The following is a 21,617-nucleotide window of genomic DNA, read 5'->3' as shown; positions in this document are numbered from 1 at the left end:
CGCCCTAGGCGCCCGCCGGGTCCACGGTCGCCTGGTGGGCCTCCGCCAGGTGCTCCTCCGCCTTCAGCCAGGGCAGGAACTGCGCCCCCTGGCGCCAGCCGCACGTGTCGCAGCTGATCGTGCGCTGGAGTCCCGCCCGCTGGACCCGGACGACATGCTCGCGCCCGTGCTGGTCCCAGCGGCTCACCTTGCTCGTGTTGATCTCCAACATGCTGCCTCCAGAAGCCGGGCCGACGCAGCAAGGAGTGTGCAGCATGGCGAACATCAACGGGGAACCCGGCCCTGTGAGTTGCCCGACCCGCCTCGGGAACCCGGGTGATCGTCCGAGGGGCGGGCCCGGCCCGGCCGGAGCGGGAGCGGACCCCGGACCAGGAGAAACCGGGGACAGGAGTGCTCTTTTTGTGGATGAGTGTCCTCGGTGCGGGAACTCGGGTGGTCGGAGAGTGGCGCCGACCCGAGGAGTGAGAGTCATGACCGAGCAGAAGTCGACGCAGGAGCTCCCACAGCCGCTGCGCGCGGCCGCCTCGGTACTGAGCAAGGTGCCCGGCGCCGGCACGGTCGGCCGGGCCGCCGAGGGCGCGCTCGACAAGGTCGGCGCGGTGTCCCCGCGCGGACGACGGCTCGCCGTCTACACCGGCGCGGGAGTGCTCGGCGTCGCGGGGGTCGTGGAGTGGCCCATCGCGGTCACCGGAGCCGCAGTGGCCTGGCTGACCCAGCCACGGCCGCAGCAGCGGACGGAACAGGGGACGGAGCAGCGCACGGACGGCGGTGCCGCGGGCGATGCCGCCGGGACGCCGCCCACGCCCAAGGTGCTCGCGACCGCACCCGCCGGGCCGTCGGCGGCCGAACGGGCGGCGCAGGGCACGCCGGCGGGGGGTAAGGCGGCACCGGCCACCCCCTCCGACAAGCTTCCCTCGCACCATGCGACGACCCCGCACCGTGCCGGACGAGGCGCTGAGGGCGAGTGATGAACACAGGAATCCTCACCCGCCCCACGGCGGCCGCCGCCGGTCTGGTCCTGGCCGGCCCCCGCCTGCTCGCCCGCGGTACGGCCCCGGCGGTGGGCGTCGCCGCGGGCGCGGTCGCGGGTACGGCCAGGGCCGGCGTGCGGGCCGCGGATTCCGCGGTGCGCCTGGCCAGAGCCACCCGTGCCGCCCTCCCGGGCACCTCCGCGGACTGGCGCGCCGGCACCCGCACCCACCTGGCCCTTCGAGAGGCCCGGCGCGAGGGACCGGGCCCCCGGCCGGACGACGAGGCCGGCCCGCACACCCTCGGACACCGCGCCGGGCGCGTGGCCGCCGCCCTCGCAGAGCACCCGGACGTCGCCCTGGCCTACTGGGACAGCGGACTGGCCCGGCTGGTCGTGGTGGCCGTCGAGGCGTCCGTGAGCGACAGCGTCGTCGAGCGGGCGGCGGCGCTCGCGGAGCGGCACGGACTGGTCCCGGCCGGGGACGACGTGGAGGACCTCGGACACCCGGGCGACCCCGCCTCCGTACGGACCGCCGCCGAGACCCTCGCGGCCGACGCGGCGGGTGCCGTGGCCGCGCTGGTGGGGTCCGCGATGCGGCTGCCGGCCTCACCGCGGCTGGTGACCGCCGTGGTCACGCTGCTGCGCGAGAACCCCCGCTTCCGTTCCTGGCTGCGGGCCCGCCTGGGCAACGCCCGCATGGAGGTCCTCCTCGCCGTCCTGAACGCGGCCGTGCACGGCGCCGGGCATTCCCCGACCTCGCTGGTGCTCGACGGGGCGCTGCGCGTCGGCCAGCTGGCGGAGGCGGTGGTGCGGACGGCGACCTTCGAGACCGTGCACGACGAGCTGTGCGCGCCGGACCGGCACAGCGTGCCCGTCGATCCGTCCGTACGCCCGCCGCTGCGCACCTCCCCGGCCCAGGAGTACGCCGCCCACGCCTCGGCCGGCAGTGTTCTGGGGGCGGTGGCGGCGCTGCTCGTCAAGCACGACGTCACGGAGTCGGCGGAGGCGGTCCTGGCCGGTTCGCCGAAGGCCGCGCGGTACGGGCCCGCCGTCTTCCACGCCGTCCTCAGCGGCGCCCTGTCCCGCGAGGGCGTGCTGGTCCGCGACCCGGAGCGGCTGCGGCAGCTGGAGATGGCCGGGACGGTCGTCCTGCACCCCAGCGCGCTCAGGAGGCCCGGCGCGGGCGCCGACCCGTGGGCCGAGCCCGTCCTGGACGCCGCCCGCCGGGCCGGCCTGCGCGTCGTGGTCGTCGACGACCCGGCACTGGCCGACTTCACCGGCCTCGCCGATCAGGTCGTGAGCGCGGACCGCCCGTTGAGCGAGGTCGTCGACAGCTTGCGCGGCGAGGGCGGCGTCGTCACCGTCGCCCGGCCCCGCCCGCACGGCGACACGGACGTCACCGCAGGACTCCTGCGCGGTGACGTGGCGGTCGCCCTCACCGACGCGGACGGCCAGGTGGTGTGGGGCGCGGACGTCCTCGCCCCGCACGGTCTGGCGGACGTGTGGCGGCTGCTGACCGCCGTACCGGCGGCCCGCCGCGTCGGCGGCCGGTCGCAGACCCTGGCCCGGTCCGGCGCCGCGCTGTCCGGCCTGCTCGTGGCCGTCGGCGAGTCCCGCGGGCGCCCGGGTTCCCCGCTGCCCGGCCTGCGGCACGCGCCCGTCGACGCGGCCGCCGCGGCGGCCCTGCTGTCCGGAGCGCGCGCCGCTCTCGGCGTCGCCCTGGCCCGCCCCCCGCACCCCCGGCCCCGGGTCGCCTGGCACACCCTGCACCCGGACGACGTACGCGAGCGGCTGGAGCGCGAGGCGCCCCCGGAACCGACCTCCGTCGAACGGGCGGCGGCCCGAGCGCGCACGGCCGCCGACACCGTCGTACGGCTTCCCGTGCTGGCCCCGGCCCGCTGGTCGGTGCAGCTCGCCCGAGCCGTACGCGGTGAACTGGACGATCCGCTCACCCCGGTCCTGGCCGTCGGTTCGGCGGCGTCCGCCATCCTCGGCTCGGTCGTGGACGCGCTGCTCGTCGTCGGCGCCCTCGACCTGAACGCCCTGGTCGGCGGCTTCCAGCGGCTGCGGGCCGAGCGCGCCCTGTCCGGGCTGCTCGCCGGGCAGAAGCAGAAGGCTCGGGTCGCCGACGACGAGCGGACCACGCACGTCGTCGACGCCGCCAAACTCCACCCCGGCCACGTCATCGACCTCAAGACCGACGACGTCGTGCCCGCCGACGCCCGCCTGCTGTGGGAGGACGGGCTCGAGGTCGACGAGTCCGCGCTGACCGGCGAGTCCCTGCCCGTCGACAAGGCCGTGGCCCCCTCCCCGAACGCCCCCGTGGCGGAACGGCACTGCATGGTCTTCGAGGGGACGACCGTGGTCGCCGGACGTGCCCAGGCCGTCGTCGTCGACACCGGCGACCGCACCGAGGCCGCCCGCGCCGTCTCCCTCGCCGCGCGCGTCCCGCCGGCCGCCGGAGTGCAGGCCCGGCTCCAGGAACTCACCCGCAAGGCCATGCCGTTGACCATGGCGGGCGGCGCCGCGGTGACCGGCCTGGCGCTGCTGCGGGGCACCCCGATCCGGCGGGCCGTGAGCGGCGGGGTCGCCGTCGCGGTGGCCGCCGTACCCGAGGGACTGCCCCTGGTCGCCACGGTCGCGCAGCTCGCCGCCGCCCGTCGGCTCAGCAGCCGGGGCCTCCTCGTCCGCACCCCGCGCACGCTGGAGGCGCTGGGCCGCATGGACACCATCTGCTTCGACAAGACCGGCACGCTCACCGAGAACCGGCTGCGCCTGGTCCGGGTGGCGGGCCCCGACGGCACGGTCCACACCCTCGACGAACCGGCCGCCGCCGACACCCTGCGCGCGGCGGCCCGAGCCTGCCCGCTCCTCGACAGCGATCCGCACCGCCCGGTGCACGCCACCGACGAGGCCGTCCTGGACGCCGCGGGCCCGGACCCCGACTGGCGGCAGACCGAGGGCCTGCCCTTCGAGGCGGGCCGGGGCTACGCGGCGGCGGTCGGCCGCGCCGCCGACGGCTCACCGGTCCTGGTCGTCAAGGGCGCCCCCGAGACGGTCCTGCCGACCTGCTCCGGCCTGCCCTCGCACATCTCCGACAGGTCCAAGTCCCTCGCCGGGGACGGCCTGCGCGTCCTGGCGGTGGCCCAACGCCCGCTGGCGGAGGGCGAAGAGGCCACGGACGCCCTCGAGGCACCCCTGGCGGACCTGGAGTTCACCGGGCTCGTGGCCCTCGCCGACGTACCGCGCGAGACCTCACCCGCCCTGGTCCACGGGCTGCGCGAGGCGGGCGTACGGCCCGTCGTGCTGACCGGCGACCATCCGCAGACCGCCCACGCCATCGCCGTCGGGCTCGGCTGGCCGGAGGACGCGACCGTGGTCACCGGCGACGAACTCGCCGCCGCCGACCGCTCGGTCCGCTCCCGCATGCTCCGCGACGCCGACGTCGTCGCCCGGGTCGCGCCCGAACAGAAACTCCAGGTCGTCGAGGCCCTCAGGGACGCCGGCCGGGTCGTCGGCATGGTCGGCGACGGCGCCAACGACGCCGCCGCGATCCGCGCGGCCGACATCGGCGTCGGCATCAGCGCCCGCGGCTCGGCCGCCGCCCGCAACGCCGCCGACCTCGTCGTCACCGGCGACGACCTGTCGGTCCTCATCGAGGCCGTCCAGGAGGGCCGTTCCCTCTGGCACAGCGTCGCCGACGCCATCGCCATCCTCATCGGCGGCAACGCGGGCGAGGTCGGCTTCGGCATCCTCGGCACCCTGCTGTCGGGCTCCGCCCCGCTGTCCACCCGCCAGATGCTGCTGGTCAACCTGTTCACGGACCTGTTCCCGGCGATGGCGGTGGCCGTCACCCCCAAGGAGGGGGCCGACTCCCCGGACACCGACGCACCCCTGGGCACGGCGCTCCTCGGCGCCCCCCTCATCCGCCAGATCCGCCACCGGGCCCTCACCACCTGCCTCGGCGCCACCGTCGCCTGGCTCATCGGCCGCTTCACCCCCGGCACGACCCGGCGCTCGACCACGATGGCCCTGTGCGCGGTGGTAGGCACCCAACTGGCCCAGACCCTGGCCGACCGCCGGGACAGTCCCCTGGTCCGCCTCACGTCCTTGGGTTCGGCGGTGGTCCTGTTCGCCCTGGTGGAAACCCCGGGCGCCAGCCAGTTGTTCGGCTGCACCCCGCTGGGCCCCCTGGCCTGGGCCGGAGTGCTGGCAGCGATCGCCCTGGCCCTGGCGGGTCAGAAGGCACTGCCGAGGGCGGAGGAGTTCCTGCTCAAGCGCTGGCCAAGCTTGGCCGATCAGTTGGCGTGAGCGCAGTTCCCGAGAGCCGGCCGCAAGGCGTTACGCGCCAACCTGTTCGCGAACGTCAGGCGCGGCCAACCGCTCAGCCGTCCGCGCGGCGGTCCCCCGTGCCCATGCCCCGCTGGACACCACGCCGACGACCAGCACCACCGCCCCACATCCCGCGAGGATCCACCAGCCGGGCACCGCCGCCGACACGAACGTGTCGCGGTACGACGACGCCCCGATGCCCGCCGCGAGCACCGCCCCGATCACCGCGACCCCGAGGGTCTGGCCGAGCTGCCGGCTGGTGGAGGCGACGGCGGCGGCGACACCGGCCTGGGTGCGGGGCATGCCTGAGACGGCCGTGTTGGTGATGGGGGCGTTGACGAAGCCGAAGCCGATGCCGAACAGCACGTATCCGAGGAACAGCGTGGTGTCGGACGTCTCCGCGTCGAAGGCGGCGAACAGGACCCCGCTCGTCGTCATCGCGAGCCCGGCGACGAAGAGGGGAACCCGTGGCCCCCGGCTGCCGACGAGCCGCCCGGCCAGCGGGGCGCACAGGAAGGTGGGGAGGGCCATGGGCAGCATCCACAGGCCGGCGTGGAGGGCGTCGAGGCCGCGGACGTTCTGGAGGTAGAGCGTGGACAGGAACAGGAACCCGCCGAGGGCGGCGAACGCGCTGATCGCGATCACGGTCGCCCCGCTGAACGGCGCCGAGCGGAAGAACCGCAGGTCGATGAGGGGTTCGTCGCGGCGGGGTTCGTAGCGGAGGAGCCCCAGCAGGGCGGCCAGGGCGACCGCCGCGAAGGGCAGGCTGGTGGCGAGCCCGGCCTCGGGGGCCTCGATGATCGCGTAGGTCAGGCAGCCGAAGAGGGCGATGACGAGGACCTGGCCGACCGGGTCGGGGCGGCGGGCCTTCGGGGCGCGGGATTCGGGGACGTGGCGCAGGGTCAGCAGGAGGGCGGCGAGGCCGACCGGGAGGTTGACCCAGAAGATGGAGCGCCAGCCGACGGACTCCACCAGCAGGCCGCCGATCAGGGGTCCGGCGGCCATGGAGATGCCGACGACCGCACCCCACACGCCGATCGCGCGGGCGCGCTCGCGCGGGTCCGTGAAGGTGTTGGTGATGATCGACATGGCGACCGGGTTGAGCATCGAGCCGCCGACCGCCTGCACCATGCGGGCCACGATCAGCCATTCCAGGTCGGGGGCGAGGGAGCAGAGCAGGGAGCCGAGCGAGAACACGACCAGACCCGCGAGGAAGACCTTCCTGCGGCCGATCCGGTCGGCGGTGGACCCGGCGAGCATCAGCAGGGAGGCGAGTACGAGGGTGTACGCGTCGATCGTCCACTGGAGGCCGGAGGTGCCGGCGTGCAGGTCGCGTTCCATCGCGGGGAGGGCGACGTTGAGGACGGTGTTGTCGAGGCTCACGATCAGCAGGCTCATGCAGCAGATCGCGAGGACGAGCAGACGTCGTCGCTGGCTCAGCTCTGGCATACGGTCATGCTACGCCGATGTCGATAGTGCGGCTAACTAATGACCGTTACATGATCACCGTCGATGCGCGACAATGGGCGGATGTCCACGCCCGTTTCCCCCCTGCAGATCGGCCCGCACACCGTTCGGCCGCCGGTCGTCCTCGCCCCCATGGCCGGCATCACCAACGCGCCCTTCCGCACCCTGTGCAGGGAGTTCAGCGGGGGCAAGGGTCTGTTCGTGAGCGAGATGATCACGACCCGGGCGCTGGTCGAGCGCAACGACAAGACCATGCAGCTGATCCACTTCGACGCGAGCGAGAAGCCGCGCTCGGTCCAGCTGTACGGCGTGGACCCGGCGACCGTCGGCAAGGCCGTCCGCATGATCGCGGAGGAGGGCCTGGCCGACCACATCGACCTGAACTTCGGCTGCCCGGTCCCGAAGGTCACCCGCAAGGGCGGCGGCTCCGCCCTGCCCTACAAGCGCAACCTGCTGCGCGCGATCCTCCGCGAGGCCGTCAGCGGCGCCGGGGACCTCCCCGTCACCATGAAGATGCGCAAGGGCATCGACGACGACCACATCACCTACCTCGACGCCGGCCGCATCGCCGTCGAGGAGGGCGTGACGGCCATCGCGCTGCACGGCCGTACCGCCGCCCAGCACTACGGCGGCACCGCCGACTGGGAGGCCATCGCCCGTCTGAAGGAGCACGTCCCGGAGATCCCCGTCCTCGGCAACGGCGACATCTGGTCGGCCGAGGACGCCCTGCGGATGGTGCGCGAGACGGGCTGCGACGGAGTGGTGGTCGGCCGCGGCTGCCTGGGCCGTCCGTGGCTGTTCGCCGACCTCGTGGCCGCCTTCGAGGGGCGCACCCAGGACATCGCACGCCCGTCCCTGCGAGAGGTGGCCGACATCATGGTCCGGCACGCCACCCTCCTCGGCGAGTGGATCGGCGACGAGGCGAAGGGCGTCGTCGACTTCCGCAAGCACGTCGCCTGGTATCTGAAGGGCTTCGCCGTCGGGTCCGAGATGCGGGGGCGACTGGCGATCACCTCGTCCCTCGGCGAACTCCGTGCCGGACTCGACGAACTGGACCTCGACCAGCCCTGGCCGACCGGCGCCGACGGCCCCCGCGGCCGCACCTCCGGCAACAACAGGGTCGTCCTCCCGGACGGCTGGCTGAAGGACCCCTACGACTGCGCCGGCATCGGCGAGGAAGCCGAACTGGACACCTCCGGCGGCTGAGGCCCGCCCCGGCCGGGTCAGCCCTGCGACGGGTCGGTCACTTCGACGGGTGGGGGGTCGACCCGTACGCCGTCAGGAAGCGGTCGCGGAACAGGTCCATCTTCCAGACCGGGGCGTCCTTCGCCGGCCTGAGGCCGTCGGTCCAGTTCCAGGAGGCGACCTTGTCGAGGACCTCCGGGTCCTTGGCGACGATCGAGACCGGCACGTCCCGGCTGGCGTTGTCGCCGCTGACGCGGGCGATGGGCTGGTGGTCGCCGAGGAAGACCAGGACGGTGTCCTCGGTGCCGTAGCGCTCCAGCCACTGGGTGAGGGCGGTCACCGAGTACTCGATCGACTCGCCGTACGCCTTGCGGGACCTGGCCGCGTCGGAGATGACGTCGGAGGCGTTCTCGCCGGCCTTCTGGATGCTGTCGAAGACCGAGCCGTCGCCCACCTCGTCCCAGCCGACCATCTTCGGGAGCGGGGCCCACGGCTGGTGGCTGGAGGTCAGGATGATCTCCGACATCAGCGGCTTGTCGCGGTCCTTGCCGTGCTCCAGCCGCTGGAACGCCTCCAGCGCGTACTGGTCGGGCATCGTCGACCAGCTGAACTTCGGCCCCTGGTAGTCCATCTGGAAGGCGTTGTACACCTTGTCGAGGCCGTAGTGCTTCTGCTCGGGCCACGCCTTCTGGATGCCGGGCATCACGCCGACCGTGTCCCAGGCCCCGGTCTTCTTGAAGATCTTGGGGAGGCTGAGGCGGTCGCTGTTCATGACCGTGCGATAGCGCTGCTGGTTGTCGATCCACACCCCGGACAGCGTGGTGGAGTGGCCGAGCCAGCTGCTGCCGCCGAAGGTCGCCGAGGTCAGCCAGCCGCTCTTCGCGTGGTAACCGGCCTTCGTCAGCGCGTCGGTGCTCGCGGTGAGCGTCCTGTTGACGCCGGGGGCCATGACCGGGTCCTCGATCGCGCTGCGGCCGTAGCTCTCGATGAAGGTGAAGATCACGTCCTTGCCGCGCAGGTCGGGCACGAGCTGCGCGGGCGGGGTGTTGCCGAAGGCGTCCGCGCGGTTCTCCTTGGCGAACGCGGCCTCGTCCAGGAGGGTCTGCCGTACGGCCTTGGCCTTGACGGTGGCGGCGGTCACCGCGCGGTGGAAGGCGAGCGGCAGCCCTGCGTACTGGATCGAGAGCACCGAGCAGGTGATCCACACCGTGCCGGCGATCAGCGTGCCGCGGGTCGACGCGGAGACGTCGCGCACCAGCAGGTTGCTCAGCCGGACCGCCGCCAGCGCCATGACGGCGAACAGCGCGACGATCAGCAGGAGGAGGCCGGCCGTGGCGCCGAGGGCCGTGGTCTCGCCCATCGAGTCCGCGACGTAGGACTGCGCGTCGTCCAGCAGGCCCCAGTCCAGGACCAGGTTGAAGCCGCGGCCCAGATACTCGGCGTACATCATGTCCAGCACGTTGACCACGGTCAGGGCCGCGAGGCCGGCCCCGAGCGCCGCCGCGGCCACCAGCCGGGGGCGGCGGGGCAGCGACAGCAGCAGGGCCGCCGCGATGATCGCCTCGCCGGGCAGCCGGACGAACTGGTCGGCCCGTAGGAGGTGCAGCTGGTTCGGCATCACCATGGCCCCCAGCACGAGCGCGAGGGAGAGCGCGGTCGCCGTCCACCACACCACGCGCGCCGCCCGCGGACAGCGGCTCCGCCAGGCCCGCCAGTGCGCGACACGGGACCTGAGGGTGCGGGGCGGCGCCGTCCCGCCCTCCGGCGCCCCGCTCTCCGCCGCCTCGGGCCCCGGGACCGTCTCGGCGTCGTCGGCGCTCGCGGGCGTGCCGTCGTCGCTGGAGTCGGGCAGATCACGAGACCGTGTGAAGACAGGCACCCGAGGGGTCCTTCCGTACGAAGCCGGGTGGATCGGCGGATCCGGTGGTGGGACCGGATCCGCCACCGTTTCGTACGGCGTGCCCCCGTCCGGTGTTCAACCGTCCCGCCCCGCGGTCGGCAAACACCGGGCAAACGCTCGGCCAAGCGTGTCGTTACGCCCCGCCCACCGCCGTGAGCAGCGCCAACGGGGCCGCCGCCGAGCGGGATTCCCGTACGCAGGCGTGAGGGTACGGCACCGGTTCCGCGTGGGTGTCGCGGCCGTAGCCCGCGAGCACCTCGGGCAGGCGGTGGCCGGTCGCGGTGGCCGCGTCGACCAGGCCGTGCGCGACCGTGCGGGCCTCGTCGTGCAGGCCGTAGCGGGCCAGGCCCAGGGTGATCAGCGCGTTGTCGTGCGGCCACACCGAACCGCGGTGGTACGAGAGCGGGTGGTACGCCGGCTGCCCGGCCGCGAGCGTGCGGACGCCCCAGCCGGAGAAGAAGTCCGGCTCCAGCAGCCGCCGGCCGACCAGCTCGCCGTACTCCTTGTCCAGCAGCCCCGACCACAGCAGATGACCGGCGTCGGAGGCGAGCGCGTCGACCTGGCGGCCCTCGCCGTCCAGCGCGAGCGCCGGGAAGGAACGCTCCCGCATCCAGAAGTCCCGCTGGAAACGATCGCGCAGATCGGCGGCGGCCTGCTCCAGCAGGGCCGCGTAGGTCTCGTCCTGCCACGCCGTGCGCGCCAGGAACGCGGTGCGGCGCAGCGCGTCGTACGCGTAGCCCTGGGCGCCCGCCGCCATCACCGGCCCGGAGGCGCGGGTGCCGTCGGCCGAACAGATGGCGCCGGGGGAGTCCTTCCAGTTCTGGTTGGCGAGGCCGCCCTGGTCGGCGCGGTAGACCAGGTAGCCGCGCGAGGTGAGGCCGCCGTGGTCGAGCATCCAGCCGATGGCGGCGCGGGCGTGCGGCTCCAGCCGGCGGGCGAGCGCCGCGTCGCCGGTCTGCTCGACGTAGGCGCCGAGCAGGACCAGGAAGAGCGGGGTGGCGTCCACCGAGCCGTAGTAGCGGCCGTAGGGGACCTGGTGGAAGTGGGCGAGTTCGCCGTGCCGCACCTCGTGCACGATCTTGCCGGGCTGGGACACCGACTCCGGGCCGGTCTCGGTGGCCTGGGCGGCGGCCAGCGCGAGGAGCGTGGCGGCGGCCGGTGCGGGCCGGTAGGGGAGCGCGAAGAGCGAGGTGAGCAGGGCGTCGCGGCCCAGCAGGGTGAGGAACCAGGGGGCACCGGCGGCCGGGACCCGGAGTTCCTCGCCGTCCGGACCGGTCGCGGGGACCTGGAGCGCGGCCAGGTCGGCGAGGCCCCGCGCGCAGGCGGCGGCCAGTTCGGGCCAGCCGGTCGGGAAGGCCACGCCTTCCACGAACTCGCCCTCCTGCGCCAGCAGCTTCTCGGTCAACGCGGCGGGGGAGCTGGGGACGCGCAGGGCACGCTTCTCGCCGTGCGGGCGGGCCATCACCCGCAGGGTCAGTTCGGCGGAGCCGTGCGGCTCCAGCTCCAGGGTCCAGGCGAGGCGGCGGGCGCCGGTGCCGGTCTCCTCGACGCCGTCCGGCGCGGGGTCGGCGGTCACCGTCGTGACGGACCGCCACTCGCCGCGGCGGTAGCTGAACTCCACGCCGTCGTCGAGGATCTGGCGGGCCCGGACGGCGCCGGTCTTGGCGTAGGTGCGGTGGTCGGAGCGGAGTTCGAACTGGTCGGTGAAGTCGGCGTCGACGGTGAGCGCCAGCCGGACCGTCAGTGGCGCCGGACGGTTGCTGACCACCCGCAGGGACTCCACGAACGAGCCGTCGCCCACCGCCTGTTCGCGGAAGAGCGTGCACGACGGCGGCTCGGTGCGGCCGCCGCGCGGCACGAGCACACAGCGCGCCGCGTCCCCGTCCGCGACCGGCGCGAGCACCTCGGGCACCGCCCCGTCGACGGTGAGCTGCCAGCGGCTGAGGTGGCGCGCGTCCCTGACGAACAACCCGTCGGGGGCTCCGGCGCCGCGTACGCCGCTGATGTCCCCGCGGTCACCGACGGCGGCGAACGTCCCGCCGTACACGAGCAGATGATGCCGGTCCGTCATCCCCGGTCCCCTCCCTTGAACGAGCTGTCGTCCCTGTCGATGTCCGTGCCGTGCCGCACATGGCGCGTGCCGTGCGCGTCGTGCAGCAGGTCGAGCGTGAGCGCGGCGGTCCAGCTGAAGCCGGTCGCCCCGCAGGCCTCGCCGGTGTACGGGTCGACGTACTCCGCGAAGTCCGAGGTGTCCGCGACGTCCAGCACGGCCTCGCGCAGCGCCTCCGCCTGCGCCCGCTCGCCGTGCAGCCTCAGGCCCCGCTCGACGAGCCAGCTCGTGTTGAACCAGGCCGGCCCCCGCCAGTAGCGGTGCGGGTCGAAGGCCTCGCCCAGCAGGTCGTAGCTGGGGGCGAGACGGGTGGTGGCGCCCACCCCGAAGTGCGGGCCGCGCAGGGTCCGTACGAGACCGGAGACGATCTCGCGGGACAGTCCGGGCAGCAGCAGCGGGACCAGGCCGGAGACCCCGCGCTCGCGGACCAGGCCGCCGCCGCGCAGGTCCCGGCAGAAGAACAGGCCCTCGGCCGGGTCCCACAGCCGGTCCACGAGAGCCGCCGTCAGCCGCTGCGCGCGGGCGTGCCGGGCGGTGCCGGTGGCCCCCAGTTCCTCCGCGATCCGGGCCAGCGCGTGCTCCGAGGCGATGAGCAGGGCGTTGAAGGCGGGGTCCTCGACGGCGAACTCGGCCCGCCCGTCCGCGTACCCCCCGTCCCGGTAGTCCGTCGCCAGCCGCACGTACCGCCCGTAGTCCAGGTCCGTCGGCCGGTCCTCCGGCGCCCCGTGGGCGAGGTCGGCGCGCCGGAAGGAGCGGGCCGGGGCCGGGGCGATCCTGGCGAGCGGTGCGTCCCAGGACGGCGCGTTGTCCATCCCCTGCTCCCACGGGTGGACGACCGACACCAGGCCGCCGCCGCCCAGGTCCCGCCGGTGCAGCAGATAGCGGTGCCAGGCGGCCAGCCGGGGGTAGACCCGGGCGAGGAAGCCGCGCGCCCGCGACAGACCGGGGTCGGCGCGGTGCACCAGCCAGGCCGCCAGCGCGTGCACCGGTGGCTGCACGATGCCGGAGGTCTGTACGGTGCGCGGGGCGCCCGCAGCGCGCCCCGCGGTCGAGGAGCGCCAGAAGTCGGGGCTCGGGAAGTACGCGTCGAGCGGCACGGAGGGGTTGAAGACGATGTGCGGGATCCGCCCGTCGCCCCACTGGGCGTCCAGCAGGGTCTCCAGCTCGGTCTGCGCCCGGCGCGGGGAGACGTGCCGCAGCCCGATCGCGATGAACGCCGAGTCCCAGGACCACTGGTGCGGGTACAGACCACGCGAGGGCACGGTCGAGGTGCCCGTCCAGTTGCCGTCCAGTACCCCTATGGCCCTGAGGTGCAGCGAACCGGCCGAAGTGGTCGGATCGTATACGGCGGTGTACTGCGCAGGGCGGGCGATGAGCTGGGCAGTGCGATCCACTCGGGGCTCCCCGAAGAACGACGACGACGAGGCCACAGTCGACCAGTTCGGCAGTGGCTACCGTAGGGTTACGTCTATTTAACACGCAGAACCCAATATGTAATGCAGAGTTGGGAAACACAAGGGGGTGCGCATGACCGGACAGCCCGGACGGACGGGCAGGGGCGGCGGTCAGGCCGGCGCCGGAGATCTGCTCGCGCTGGTACGGACCGGCCGGGCCACCACACGCGGTGCCCTCCAGCAGGCCACCGGACTCTCCCGGGCCACGGTCGGACAGCGCCTGGACCGTCTCTTCCGCGCGGGCTGGCTGCGCGAGGGCGCGGGCGGCCCCGTCGACTCCCCGCTGGGCGGCAGGCCCTCCATCACGCTCGAGTTCGACGACGCGCACGCCGTCGTCCTCACCGCCGACCTCGACACCCGGCACGCGCGCGCGGCCGTACTGTCCCTGACCGGCGAGATCCTCGCCGAACACGCGGGCCCGCTGGCCGTCGAGGACGGCCCGGACGCCGTGCTCGGCGAGCTGGGCGGCTGGTTCGCGGAACTGCTGGAGAAGGCCGGCCGCGGCGCGGACGAGGCGTGCGGCATAGGCCTCGCCGTCCCCGGCCCGGTCGACAGCGAGACCGGCCTGGTGGTCCAGCCGCCGATCATGCCCGGCTGGGACGGCTACGACATCCGCTCCCGCCTCTCCCGGGCCTTCACGCAGCGCACGGGCGCGGCACCCGTCCCGGTCCTCGTCGACAACGACGCCAACCTCATGGCGTACGGCGAACAGCGCACCGGATACCGCGACTGCTCGGCGTTCGTGCTGGTCAAGGTGTCCACCGGTATCGGCGCCGGGGTCGTGGTGGGCGGCCAGATCTTCCGGGGCGTCGACGGCGGCGCCGGTGACATCGGGCATATCCGGGTGGGCTCGGAGGCGCTGTGCCGCTGTGGCTCGCACGGCTGTCTCGCGGCCGTCGCCAGCGGTGGCGCGGTGGCCCGCAGGCTGGCCGAGACCGGGGTGCCCGCCGCCTCCGGCTCCGACGTGCGCGACCTGCTCGCCGCCGGGCATCCGGGTGCGGCGGCGCTGGCCCGCGAGGCCGGCCGCCAGGTCGGCGACGTGCTGGCGACGGTCGTGACGCTGCTCAACCCGGGCGTCCTGATGATCGCCGGGGACCTGGCCGGCACCTCCTTCCTCACGGGGGTGCGCGAACTGCTCTACCAGCGGGCGCTGCCCCGCTCCACGGCCCGGCTGGACGTGGTGACCTCACGGCTGGGGGACCGGGCGGGGCTGGTGGGCGCCGGCGCGATGGTCGTGGAGCACCTGTACGCGCCGGCGCGGGTGGAGGAACGGCTGCTGGCGCTGGGCGTGTGAGCGACGTACGGCGACCTGTGTGACGAGCGGGTTTCCGTTGTGAGGCGGGTCCGGGGGGCGTCCGGATGGTGAAATCCCGCGGCCTGTGGAAGCGTGATTCTCGCCACCCTTGATAGGGGTAGCGCTCATGTGAGCGGAGCGCGCTCGTTTGCACTTCCTCAAGGGGTGGCACTGAGTGCCACCCCTTGATCGTTCACCGATCGAAATCAAACGTAGCTGGAGCCGCTCAGCTGAGCGAAAAGAGGGCCGGTTGGGGGTGGTTGCGTTCAAGAAGTGAAAACATCGACTGTCCTGCGCTTGCCAAGCTTTGACTTTCGATCCGGTGGCGGACGACTGGTTACAGGCGCATGACGCACAAGTGGACGTACCCAGACGCCTTTGATCTGGGTATGTTCCTGCCCGTCAGGGCAGCCACCGCGTCCTCGAGGAGTCGAGACCCGTGTCGGAAAACAAAGATCTCCCGGTAGCCGAAACGGCCACGAGCGTTGAGGCCGTGAAGTTCGTTTACGACTTCACCGAGGGCAACAAGGACCTCAAGGACCTCCTGGGGGGCAAGGGCGCCAACCTCGCCGAGATGACCAACCTCGGCCTGCCGGTGCCGCCCGGGTTCACCATCACCACCGAGGCCTGCAAGGTCTACCTCGACAGCGGCAAGGAGCCGGCGGCACTGCGTGACGAGGTGAGTGCACACCTCGACGCCCTCGAAGAGAAGATGGGCAAGAAGCTCGGCCAGGCCGACGACCCCCTGCTCGTCTCCGTCCGCTCCGGCGCCAAGTTCTCGATGCCCGGCATGATGGACACCGTCCTCAACATCGGCCTCTCCGACAAGTCGGTCCAGGGCCTGGCCAAGCAGGCCGGCGACGACCGCTTCGCCTGGGACTCCTACCGGCGCCTCATCCAGATGTTCGGCAAGACCGTCCTCGGCGTCGACGGCGACCTCTTCGAAGAGGCGCTGGAGGCGGCCAAGGAGGCCAAGAAGGTCACCGTCGACACCGAATTGGAGGCCGCCGACCTCAAGAAGCTGGTCACCCGCTTCAAGAAGATCGTCAAGGCCGAGGCCGGCCGGGACTTCCCGCAGGACCCCCGCGAGCAGATGGACCTCGCCATCCACGCGGTCTTCGACTCCTGGAACACCGACCGCGCGAAGCTCTACCGCCGCCAGGAGCGCATCCCGCACGACCTGGGCACCGCGGTCAACGTCTGTTCCATGGTCTTCGGCAACCTCGGCCCCGACTCCGGCACCGGCGTCGCCTTCACCCGCGACCCCGCCTCCGGCCACCAGGGCGTCTACGGCGACTACCTCCAGAACGCCCAGGGCGAGGACGTCGTCGCCGGCATCCGCAACACGGTGCCGCTCGCCGAGCTGGAGACCATCGACAAGAAGTCCTACGACCAGCTGATGCAGATCATGGAGACGCTGGAGAACCACTACAAGGACCTCTGCGACATCGAGTTCACCATCGAGCGCGGTCAGCTGTGGATGCTCCAGACCCGCGTCGGCAAGCGCACCGCGGGCGCGGCCTTCCGTATCGCCACCCAGCTCGTCGACCAGGGCCTCATCGACGAGACCGAGGCCCTCCAGCGGGTCAACGGCGCCCAGCTCGCCCAGCTGATGTTCCCCCGCTTCGACGAGGACGCCAAGACCCAGCAGGTCGGCAGGGGCATCGCCGCCTCGCCGGGCGCCGCGGTCGGCAAGGCGGTCTTCGACTCGTACACGGCCGTGAAGTGGTCCCGCTCGGGCGAGAAGGTCATCCTGGTCCGCCGCGAGACCAACCCCGACGACCTCGACGGCATGATCGCGGCCGAGGGCATCCTCACCTCGCGGGGCGGCAAGACCTCCCACGCGGCGGTCGTCGCGCGCGGCATGGGCAAGACCTGCGTCTGCGGCGCGGAGGAGCTGGAGGTCGACACCAAGCGCCGCAGGATGACGGTGCCCGGCGGTCACGTCGTCGAGGAGGGCGACCTGATCTCGATCGACGGCTCCTCCGGCAAGGTCTACCTGGGCGAGGTACCGGTGGTCCCGTCCCCCGTCGTGGAGTACTTCGAGGGCCGCATGCACGCGGGCGCCAACGACGCGGACGAGCTGGTCGAGGCCGTGCACCGGATCATGGCGTTCGCCGACCGCAAGCGCCGCCTGCGGGTGCGCGCCAATGCCGACAACGCCGAGGACGCGCTGCGCGCCCGCCGTTTCGGCGCCCAGGGCATCGGCCTGTGCCGTACGGAGCACATGTTCCTCGGCGACCGTCGTGAGCTGGTCGAGCGTCTGATCCTGGCGGACACGGAGGCCGAGCGCGAGGAGTCGCTGGCCGCACTCCTGCCGCTCCAGAAGAAGGACTTCGTGGAGCTGTTCTCGGCGATGGACGGCCTCCCGGTGACGGTCCGGCTCCTCGACCCGCCGCTGCACGAGTTCCTCCCCGACATCACGGAACTGTCCGTGCGGGTCGCCCTCGCGGAGTCCCGCCAGGAGTCCCACGAGAACGACCTGCGCCTGCTCCAGGCGGTCCACCGTCTCCACGAGCAGAACCCCATGCTGGGCCTGCGGGGCGTACGGCTGGGCCTGGTCATCCCCGGTCTCTTCACCATGCAGGTCCGGGCCATCGCCGAGGCCGCGGCCGAACGCAAGGCCGCCAAGGGCGACCCGCGCGCCGAGATCATGATCCCGCTCGTCGGCACGGTCCAGGAGCTGGAGATCGTCCGCGAGGAGGCCGACCAGGTCATCGCCGAGGTCCAGGAGGCCACCGGCACCGACCTCAAGCTGGCCATCGGCACGATGATCGAACTGCCGCGGGCCGCGCTGACCGCCGGTCAGATCGCCGAGGCCGCGGAGTTCTTCTCCTTCGGCACGAACGACCTCACGCAGACCGTGTGGGGCTTCAGCCGCGACGACGTGGAGGCCTCCTTCTTCACGGCCTACCTGGAGAAGGGCATCTTCGGCGTCTCCCCCTTCGAGACCATCGACAAGGACGGCGTCGGCTCCCTGGTCAAGGCCGCCGTCGAAGCCGGCCGCGCGACCCGCCCCGACCTGAAGCTCGGCGTCTGCGGCGAGCACGGCGGCGACCCGGAGTCCGTCCACTTCTTCCACGAGGTCGGCCTCGACTACGTCTCCTGCTCCCCCTTCCGCATCCCGGTCGCCCGACTGGAGGCAGGCCGCGCGGCCACCCAGTCGGAGGGCAGCGACCACCGCTGAGCCGGGGGGTGGGGACGGTCCCCTGACGGTCCGTCCCCACCCCCCTCCGAACCCCGGAGCCGCTGCGGTCCCCGACCCTCAGCACCGATCGCAGCGGCACCGGCGCACCGAGAGAGGGCGGCACCCGTGCGGGGGTGCCGCCCTCTTGTGCCTCCTCCGTGTCTCCCTACTCGCAGCCCGTCCCGTCGCCGTCGCGGTCCAGGTGTCTGCCGTAGCCCGGGTCGCCCGCGTGGACCGGCGCCGCGCCCGCGGTTCGGGCCTCGGTGCAGTTGGCGTAGTAGGCGGTGTCGGAGCCGCCCGAGCCGCCCGAGCCGCCCGAGTCGTCGGAGCCGTCGGAGCCGCTGTCGTCGTTCGCCGCTGCCGTGACCGTCTTGGTCACCCTCACCGTCTCCGTCGCGGTCACCGTCTCAGCCGGCTCCGGCGCGGCCGTCTCCGTGGCCGTCGTCGTCACGGTGACGGTCGGGCGGGGTGTGGCGGACAGGGGCTTGGCGTCCGTGGGGGCGGGTTCGGTGTCGGTGCCGCCTATTCCCACGCCCACGAACAGGGCCAGGGCGAGGGCGGGCAGGACGTAGCGTTTGCGGGCCCACTTGGGGGTGGGTGTGGTGGTGTACGGGTTACTCATGGTCCCCCCAGAGCTGTGTGTGAGGGGGTGACCGTATGACCGGCAAACGGTGAATGGAGGGAGAGTGGTCTTTTCGTGATGGTTTTGTGTGTGCCGTCGGGCTCACCACCCCTCCGCGCTCTCCGCCAGGCGGCGGTGCCACCACGGTGTCGAGGGGTCCGCGCCGGGGTCGGGCAGGGTACGGAGGCGGTAGTGGTTGTCCAGGCTGCGTACCGTGCGGGCCAGTTCCGAGCGGGGGCGTGGGGGGAGGAGTGACAGTGTTTCCGCCAGGAGGTCGCGGGCTTCGCGGACGTCGTCCAAGCCGCAGCCTGGGCAGGCGGGGCATACCGCCGCGCGGGGGTAGAGGGGGCGGCGGTCGGCTGGGGAGAGGAAAGCCCGGTAGACCCTCAGGGCGCGTGCCGTGCCGCCGGGGAAGAGGTAGTAACCCGTTCCGTCGTGTTCCGCACGGTGGATCGCGAGGCTGGTCCGGGGGGACAGGCCGGGGATGCGGTCCGGCCGAGGGGTGGTCCGGGTGCGGGGGCCGGGCGGGATGAGGGCGCGCACGGCGCCGGGCCGACTACGCGGCATGAGCCTTTCGGCGGGTGAGGGGCATCAGCATGGGGGGCATCATGTCAGGAGGTGGCTCCCCCCCCCGTCCGGTCGAGTCCGTTTCACGGAAGCCCGGTTCTCGGAGGACCAGGGGAGCCGTCCTCCCACACCTCAGATACTCACCGCCACCCCCGTGAACGTCGTCTCCGGGGTCTGGGGGCTCGTGAAGCGGGCGTTGACCAGGTAGAGGCGGTTTCCGTAACGGGCTGCCGTGGTGGGGACGTCGAAGTGGGGCGACGTGATCGTGCGGGTGAGTGTGGCGGTGGTGGACGTGCGGTCGAGGGTCCAGACGCTGACGAGGTTCAGGCGGTTCTGGACGACGTACAGGGTGCGGCCGATGCGGTAGAGGCCGTCGCCGTTGACGACGGTCTCCTGTCCCACCAGGGTGATCTTCGTGGTGAGGCCCGTCCTGAGGTTGACCTTGTGCAGCTCGCCGGGGGTGCTCTTGACGACGATCAGGGCGCGGCCGTCCGGGGTGTCGACGACGCCGTTGGCGTTGTTGACGTCGGGGAGCTGGGTCCAGTCGCCGGTGAGGGGGAGGGCGCGGATCTCGCCGGTGCGGCCGCCGCGCGGGGCGCCGTACAGGACCGCGTCGCGGGAATCGGTGAACCAGGCGCGGTCGCCCAGCAGGGTCACGTCGTTGATGAAGTGACCGGTGGGGGCGCTGAGTTGGTGGGTGACGAGCAGCTCGCCGGTGCGGGAGTCGATGACGCGGGCCACTCCGGTGCTGCCCGCCACGTACAGCAGGCCGTCGTGGTCCAGCTTGAGGCCGACGGCGATCTGGCCGGTGCCCCCGGTGTGGAGGACGGTGCCCTCGCCGGTGCGCAGGTCGGTGCGGTAGATGCCGCCGTTGGCGCGGGAGCCCAGGTAGGCGTACGGCTTGCTGCCGATGGCGATGCCCTCGGGGAGCCAGCCGTCGGGGAGGGGGAAGACGGTCGGCCAAGTCCCCGCGGAGGCAGCTGAGTTGGCGGGGGCTGCCGTGGCCGACAGGGTGAAGGCTGCGAGAGCGGTGCCGGCGAGGAAGGTGCGGCGGGACGGGGTGGGGGTCATGCTCGGTGCCTCCGGGGTGGGGTCGGGCGGCGGACGCGTCCTGCGGCGAGGCTCGTAGCACCGTGAGCTGTCTGTCGAACGCGACACACCGCTGCTGTGACACTTCGATGGCGAGTAACGAGCCGCCGTCCGACCGTGTTCCACTCCTTGGCTGTCAGGTTCCTTTCAATCCTGGGAGGGGTCCGGCGCCGGGCGGACGGTCACGCCCGGAACGGGCCCTTCACCTCGTACGTGATCCCGCCGGACGAGCTGCCCGACGTACCCCGCTGGCTGGAGAAGTACAGCCGGGTGCCGTCGGGGGAGAAGGCCGGGCCGGTGATCTCCGAGCCGGACTGGCCGTCGACGCGGAGGAACGGGGCGACCACGTCGCCCGGGGTGATGATGCAGATCTCCATGGTGCCGCCGTCCTCCGCGACGAACAGGTCACCGGAGGCGGAGCCGGTGATGTTGTCGACCCCGGTGAGGGGGGCCGTGCCGGAGGCGACCAGGGAGTCGTCGTAGGCCAGCTCGTAGGTGTTGTTGGTGAGGTCGAGCTGCCAGACCCGGTTGTCGCCCTTGGTCGTGAACCAGACCGTGTCGTTCGCGTAGTGGCAGCCCTCTCCGCCGTTGAAGGACCTGGAGCCGGAAACCTGGGTGCGGGTGGTGGTGGGGGAGCCGTCCGGGTCGGGGACGTTCGCCCAGGTGAAGGAGCCGGACGTGCCGCTGCCCGCGACCATCACCTGGAGCGTGCCGGAGGCCAGGCTGCCCCAGGTCGTCGGCACGAAGCGGTAGAAGCGGCCGTTCGTCTCGTCCTCGGTCAGGTAGATCACCTTGCGCACCGGGTCGGCGGCGGCGGCCTCGTGCTTGAAGCGGCCCATCGCCGGCCGCTGCACGGCCGCGTTCACGCCCCACGGGTCCGTCTCGTAGACGTAGCCCAGGGACACCTCCTCGCAGGACAGCCAGGTGTTCCACGGGGTCTTGCCGCCCGCGCAGTTCTGCCGGGTTCCGGACAGGATGCGGTACGCGCCGGTCACCGTGCCCGCCGACGAGAACCTCACCGCGCTCGCCCCGCCGGACGGGTTGATCTCCGAGTTGGAGACGTAGATCCAGCCGGTGCCGTCCACGTAGCAGGCGCCCCCGTCGGGGGCGTTGTGCCATGTGTACGACGTGCCGGGCACCGTCTGCCCGGAGCGGGCGATCACCCGGCTGGTGAAGCCGGCCGGAAGCCTGACGCCGTTCGCGTCCGGCGAGCCGAGCGCCCCGTACGGGCTCGTGCCGGGCTGTGCCGGCGCGGCGTACGCGGCGCCGCGCCACAGGGTTCCGCCGAGCACGGCGGAGGACCCGCCGAGGACGGCCGCACGCAGGAGGGTACGACGTTCCACGCTCACTCCCAAGGGGTGTCGTGATCCCCGCGGCCGGTCGGCCGCGGGGTCGTGCGGTCAGGGACGCTACGAGCGCCGGGTGACCGTGTCGTGGACA

14 protein-coding genes are annotated in these 21,617 nt (G+C 72.9%); 5 read left to right on the top strand and 9 right to left on the bottom strand.

Annotated features, from left to right (window positions below; translation table 11 throughout):
• Positions 1–4: 4 nt before the first annotated feature.
• Positions 5–211 (bottom strand): hypothetical protein, encoded by a 207-nt coding sequence (locus tag ACFWJX_RS21885; protein WP_383245662.1) that lies wholly within the window; start codon positions 209–211, stop codon positions 5–7.
• A 259-nt stretch (positions 212–470) separates the two neighbouring features.
• Here ACFWJX_RS21885 and ACFWJX_RS21880 point away from each other — a divergent pair, with 259 nt between their 5' ends.
• Both ACFWJX_RS21880 and ACFWJX_RS21875 read left to right on the top strand, forming a co-directional pair.
• Positions 471–968, top strand: coding sequence for a hypothetical protein (locus ACFWJX_RS21880; RefSeq protein WP_383245659.1), 498 nt, complete (start codon positions 471–473; stop codon positions 966–968).
• Positions 968–5,281 (top strand): HAD-IC family P-type ATPase, encoded by a 4,314-nt coding sequence (locus tag ACFWJX_RS21875; RefSeq protein WP_383245656.1) that lies wholly within the window; start codon positions 968–970, stop codon positions 5,279–5,281. The genes ACFWJX_RS21880 and ACFWJX_RS21875 overlap by 1 nt, the downstream gene beginning before the upstream one ends.
• A gap of 30 nt (positions 5,282–5,311) precedes the next feature.
• On the opposite strand, the gene ACFWJX_RS21870 is transcribed toward ACFWJX_RS21875, so the two are convergent.
• Positions 5,312–6,751, bottom strand: coding sequence for an MFS transporter (locus ACFWJX_RS21870; RefSeq protein ID WP_383245654.1), 1,440 nt, complete (start codon positions 6,749–6,751; stop codon positions 5,312–5,314).
• Positions 6,752–6,832: 81 nt separating this feature from the next.
• Between ACFWJX_RS21870 and dusB the strand changes: the two genes are divergently transcribed.
• Positions 6,833–7,975, top strand: a complete 1,143-nt coding sequence (gene dusB, locus ACFWJX_RS21865; RefSeq protein ID WP_383245651.1) for a tRNA dihydrouridine synthase DusB — start codon at positions 6,833–6,835, stop codon at positions 7,973–7,975.
• Positions 7,976–8,012: 37 nt separating this feature from the next.
• On the opposite strand, the gene ACFWJX_RS21860 is transcribed toward dusB, so the two are convergent.
• The 3 genes from ACFWJX_RS21860 to ACFWJX_RS21850 all read right to left on the bottom strand — a co-directional run bounded on the left by ACFWJX_RS21860 (position 8,013) and on the right by ACFWJX_RS21850 (position 13,358).
• Complete coding sequence (locus ACFWJX_RS21860) at positions 8,013–9,833, bottom strand: CDP-alcohol phosphatidyltransferase (RefSeq protein WP_383245648.1); 1,821 nt, start codon at positions 9,831–9,833, stop codon at positions 8,013–8,015.
• A 154-nt stretch (positions 9,834–9,987) separates the two neighbouring features.
• A complete protein-coding gene (locus tag ACFWJX_RS21855; RefSeq protein WP_383245645.1) occupies positions 9,988–11,925 on the bottom strand; it encodes a glycogen debranching N-terminal domain-containing protein in 1,938 nt (645 codons plus the stop codon).
• Positions 11,922–13,358, bottom strand: coding sequence for a hypothetical protein (locus tag ACFWJX_RS21850; protein ID WP_383245642.1), 1,437 nt, complete (start codon positions 13,356–13,358; stop codon positions 11,922–11,924). The genes ACFWJX_RS21855 and ACFWJX_RS21850 overlap by 4 nt, the downstream gene beginning before the upstream one ends.
• Before the next feature lie 133 nt (positions 13,359–13,491).
• On the opposite strand from ACFWJX_RS21850, the gene ACFWJX_RS21845 reads away from it, so the two are divergent.
• Positions 13,492–14,712 (top strand): ROK family protein, encoded by a 1,221-nt coding sequence (locus ACFWJX_RS21845; protein ID WP_383245639.1) that lies wholly within the window; start codon positions 13,492–13,494, stop codon positions 14,710–14,712.
• 439 nt (positions 14,713–15,151) lie between these two features.
• Positions 15,152–17,899, top strand: a complete 2,748-nt coding sequence (gene ppdK, locus ACFWJX_RS21840) for a pyruvate, phosphate dikinase (RefSeq protein ID WP_383245636.1) — start codon at positions 15,152–15,154, stop codon at positions 17,897–17,899.
• Positions 17,900–18,065: 166 nt separating this feature from the next.
• On the opposite strand, the gene ACFWJX_RS21835 is transcribed toward ppdK, so the two are convergent.
• From ACFWJX_RS21835 to ACFWJX_RS21820, 4 genes are all read right to left on the bottom strand, one after another.
• Positions 18,066–18,521 carry an excalibur calcium-binding domain-containing protein gene (locus ACFWJX_RS21835; RefSeq protein ID WP_383245633.1) on the bottom strand — a complete coding sequence of 152 codons (456 nt, stop codon included), beginning with the start codon at positions 18,519–18,521 and terminating at the stop codon, positions 18,066–18,068.
• Between the two features lie 102 nt (positions 18,522–18,623).
• A complete protein-coding gene (locus tag ACFWJX_RS21830; protein WP_383245630.1) occupies positions 18,624–19,088 on the bottom strand; it encodes a hypothetical protein in 465 nt (154 codons plus the stop codon).
• Positions 19,089–19,220: 132 nt separating this feature from the next.
• Entirely contained in the window at positions 19,221–20,159 is a 939-nt protein-coding gene (locus tag ACFWJX_RS21825; protein WP_383245628.1) for an SMP-30/gluconolactonase/LRE family protein, read from the bottom strand.
• A 200-nt stretch (positions 20,160–20,359) separates the two neighbouring features.
• The gene (locus ACFWJX_RS21820; protein ID WP_383245625.1) at positions 20,360–21,520 is read right to left on the bottom strand and encodes an alkaline phosphatase PhoX; all 1,161 of its coding nucleotides are present in this window, start codon (positions 21,518–21,520) and stop codon (positions 20,360–20,362) included.
• Between the last annotated feature and the right edge of the window lie 97 nt (positions 21,521–21,617).

It is taken from the genome of Streptomyces sp. NPDC058335 (assembly GCF_042723915.1).
Taxonomy (GTDB): domain Bacteria; phylum Actinomycetota; class Actinomycetes; order Streptomycetales; family Streptomycetaceae; genus Streptomyces.
The sequence above is the reverse complement of the archived record's forward strand: the minus strand, read 5'-3'. Positions and strand labels throughout refer to the sequence as shown.

Coding starts and splice junctions, on each gene's coding strand:
- ACFWJX_RS21855 (WP_383245645.1), bottom strand. CDS start 11,925: ATGACGGACCGGCATCATCTGCTCGTGTACGGCGGGACGTTCGCCGCC.
- ACFWJX_RS21870 (WP_383245654.1), bottom strand. CDS start 6,751: ATGCCAGAGCTGAGCCAGCGACGACGTCTGCTCGTCCTCGCGATCTGC.
- ACFWJX_RS21845 (WP_383245639.1), top strand. CDS start 13,492: ATGACCGGACAGCCCGGACGGACGGGCAGGGGCGGCGGTCAGGCCGGC.
- ACFWJX_RS21880 (WP_383245659.1), top strand. CDS start 471: ATGACCGAGCAGAAGTCGACGCAGGAGCTCCCACAGCCGCTGCGCGCG.
- ACFWJX_RS21825 (WP_383245628.1), bottom strand. CDS start 20,159: ATGACCCCCACCCCGTCCCGCCGCACCTTCCTCGCCGGCACCGCTCTC.
- ACFWJX_RS21875 (WP_383245656.1), top strand. CDS start 968: ATGAACACAGGAATCCTCACCCGCCCCACGGCGGCCGCCGCCGGTCTG.
- ACFWJX_RS21885 (WP_383245662.1), bottom strand. CDS start 211: ATGTTGGAGATCAACACGAGCAAGGTGAGCCGCTGGGACCAGCACGGG.
- dusB (WP_383245651.1), top strand. CDS start 6,833: ATGTCCACGCCCGTTTCCCCCCTGCAGATCGGCCCGCACACCGTTCGG.
- ACFWJX_RS21830 (WP_383245630.1), bottom strand. CDS start 19,088: ATGCCGCGTAGTCGGCCCGGCGCCGTGCGCGCCCTCATCCCGCCCGGC.
- ACFWJX_RS21835 (WP_383245633.1), bottom strand. CDS start 18,521: ATGAGTAACCCGTACACCACCACACCCACCCCCAAGTGGGCCCGCAAA.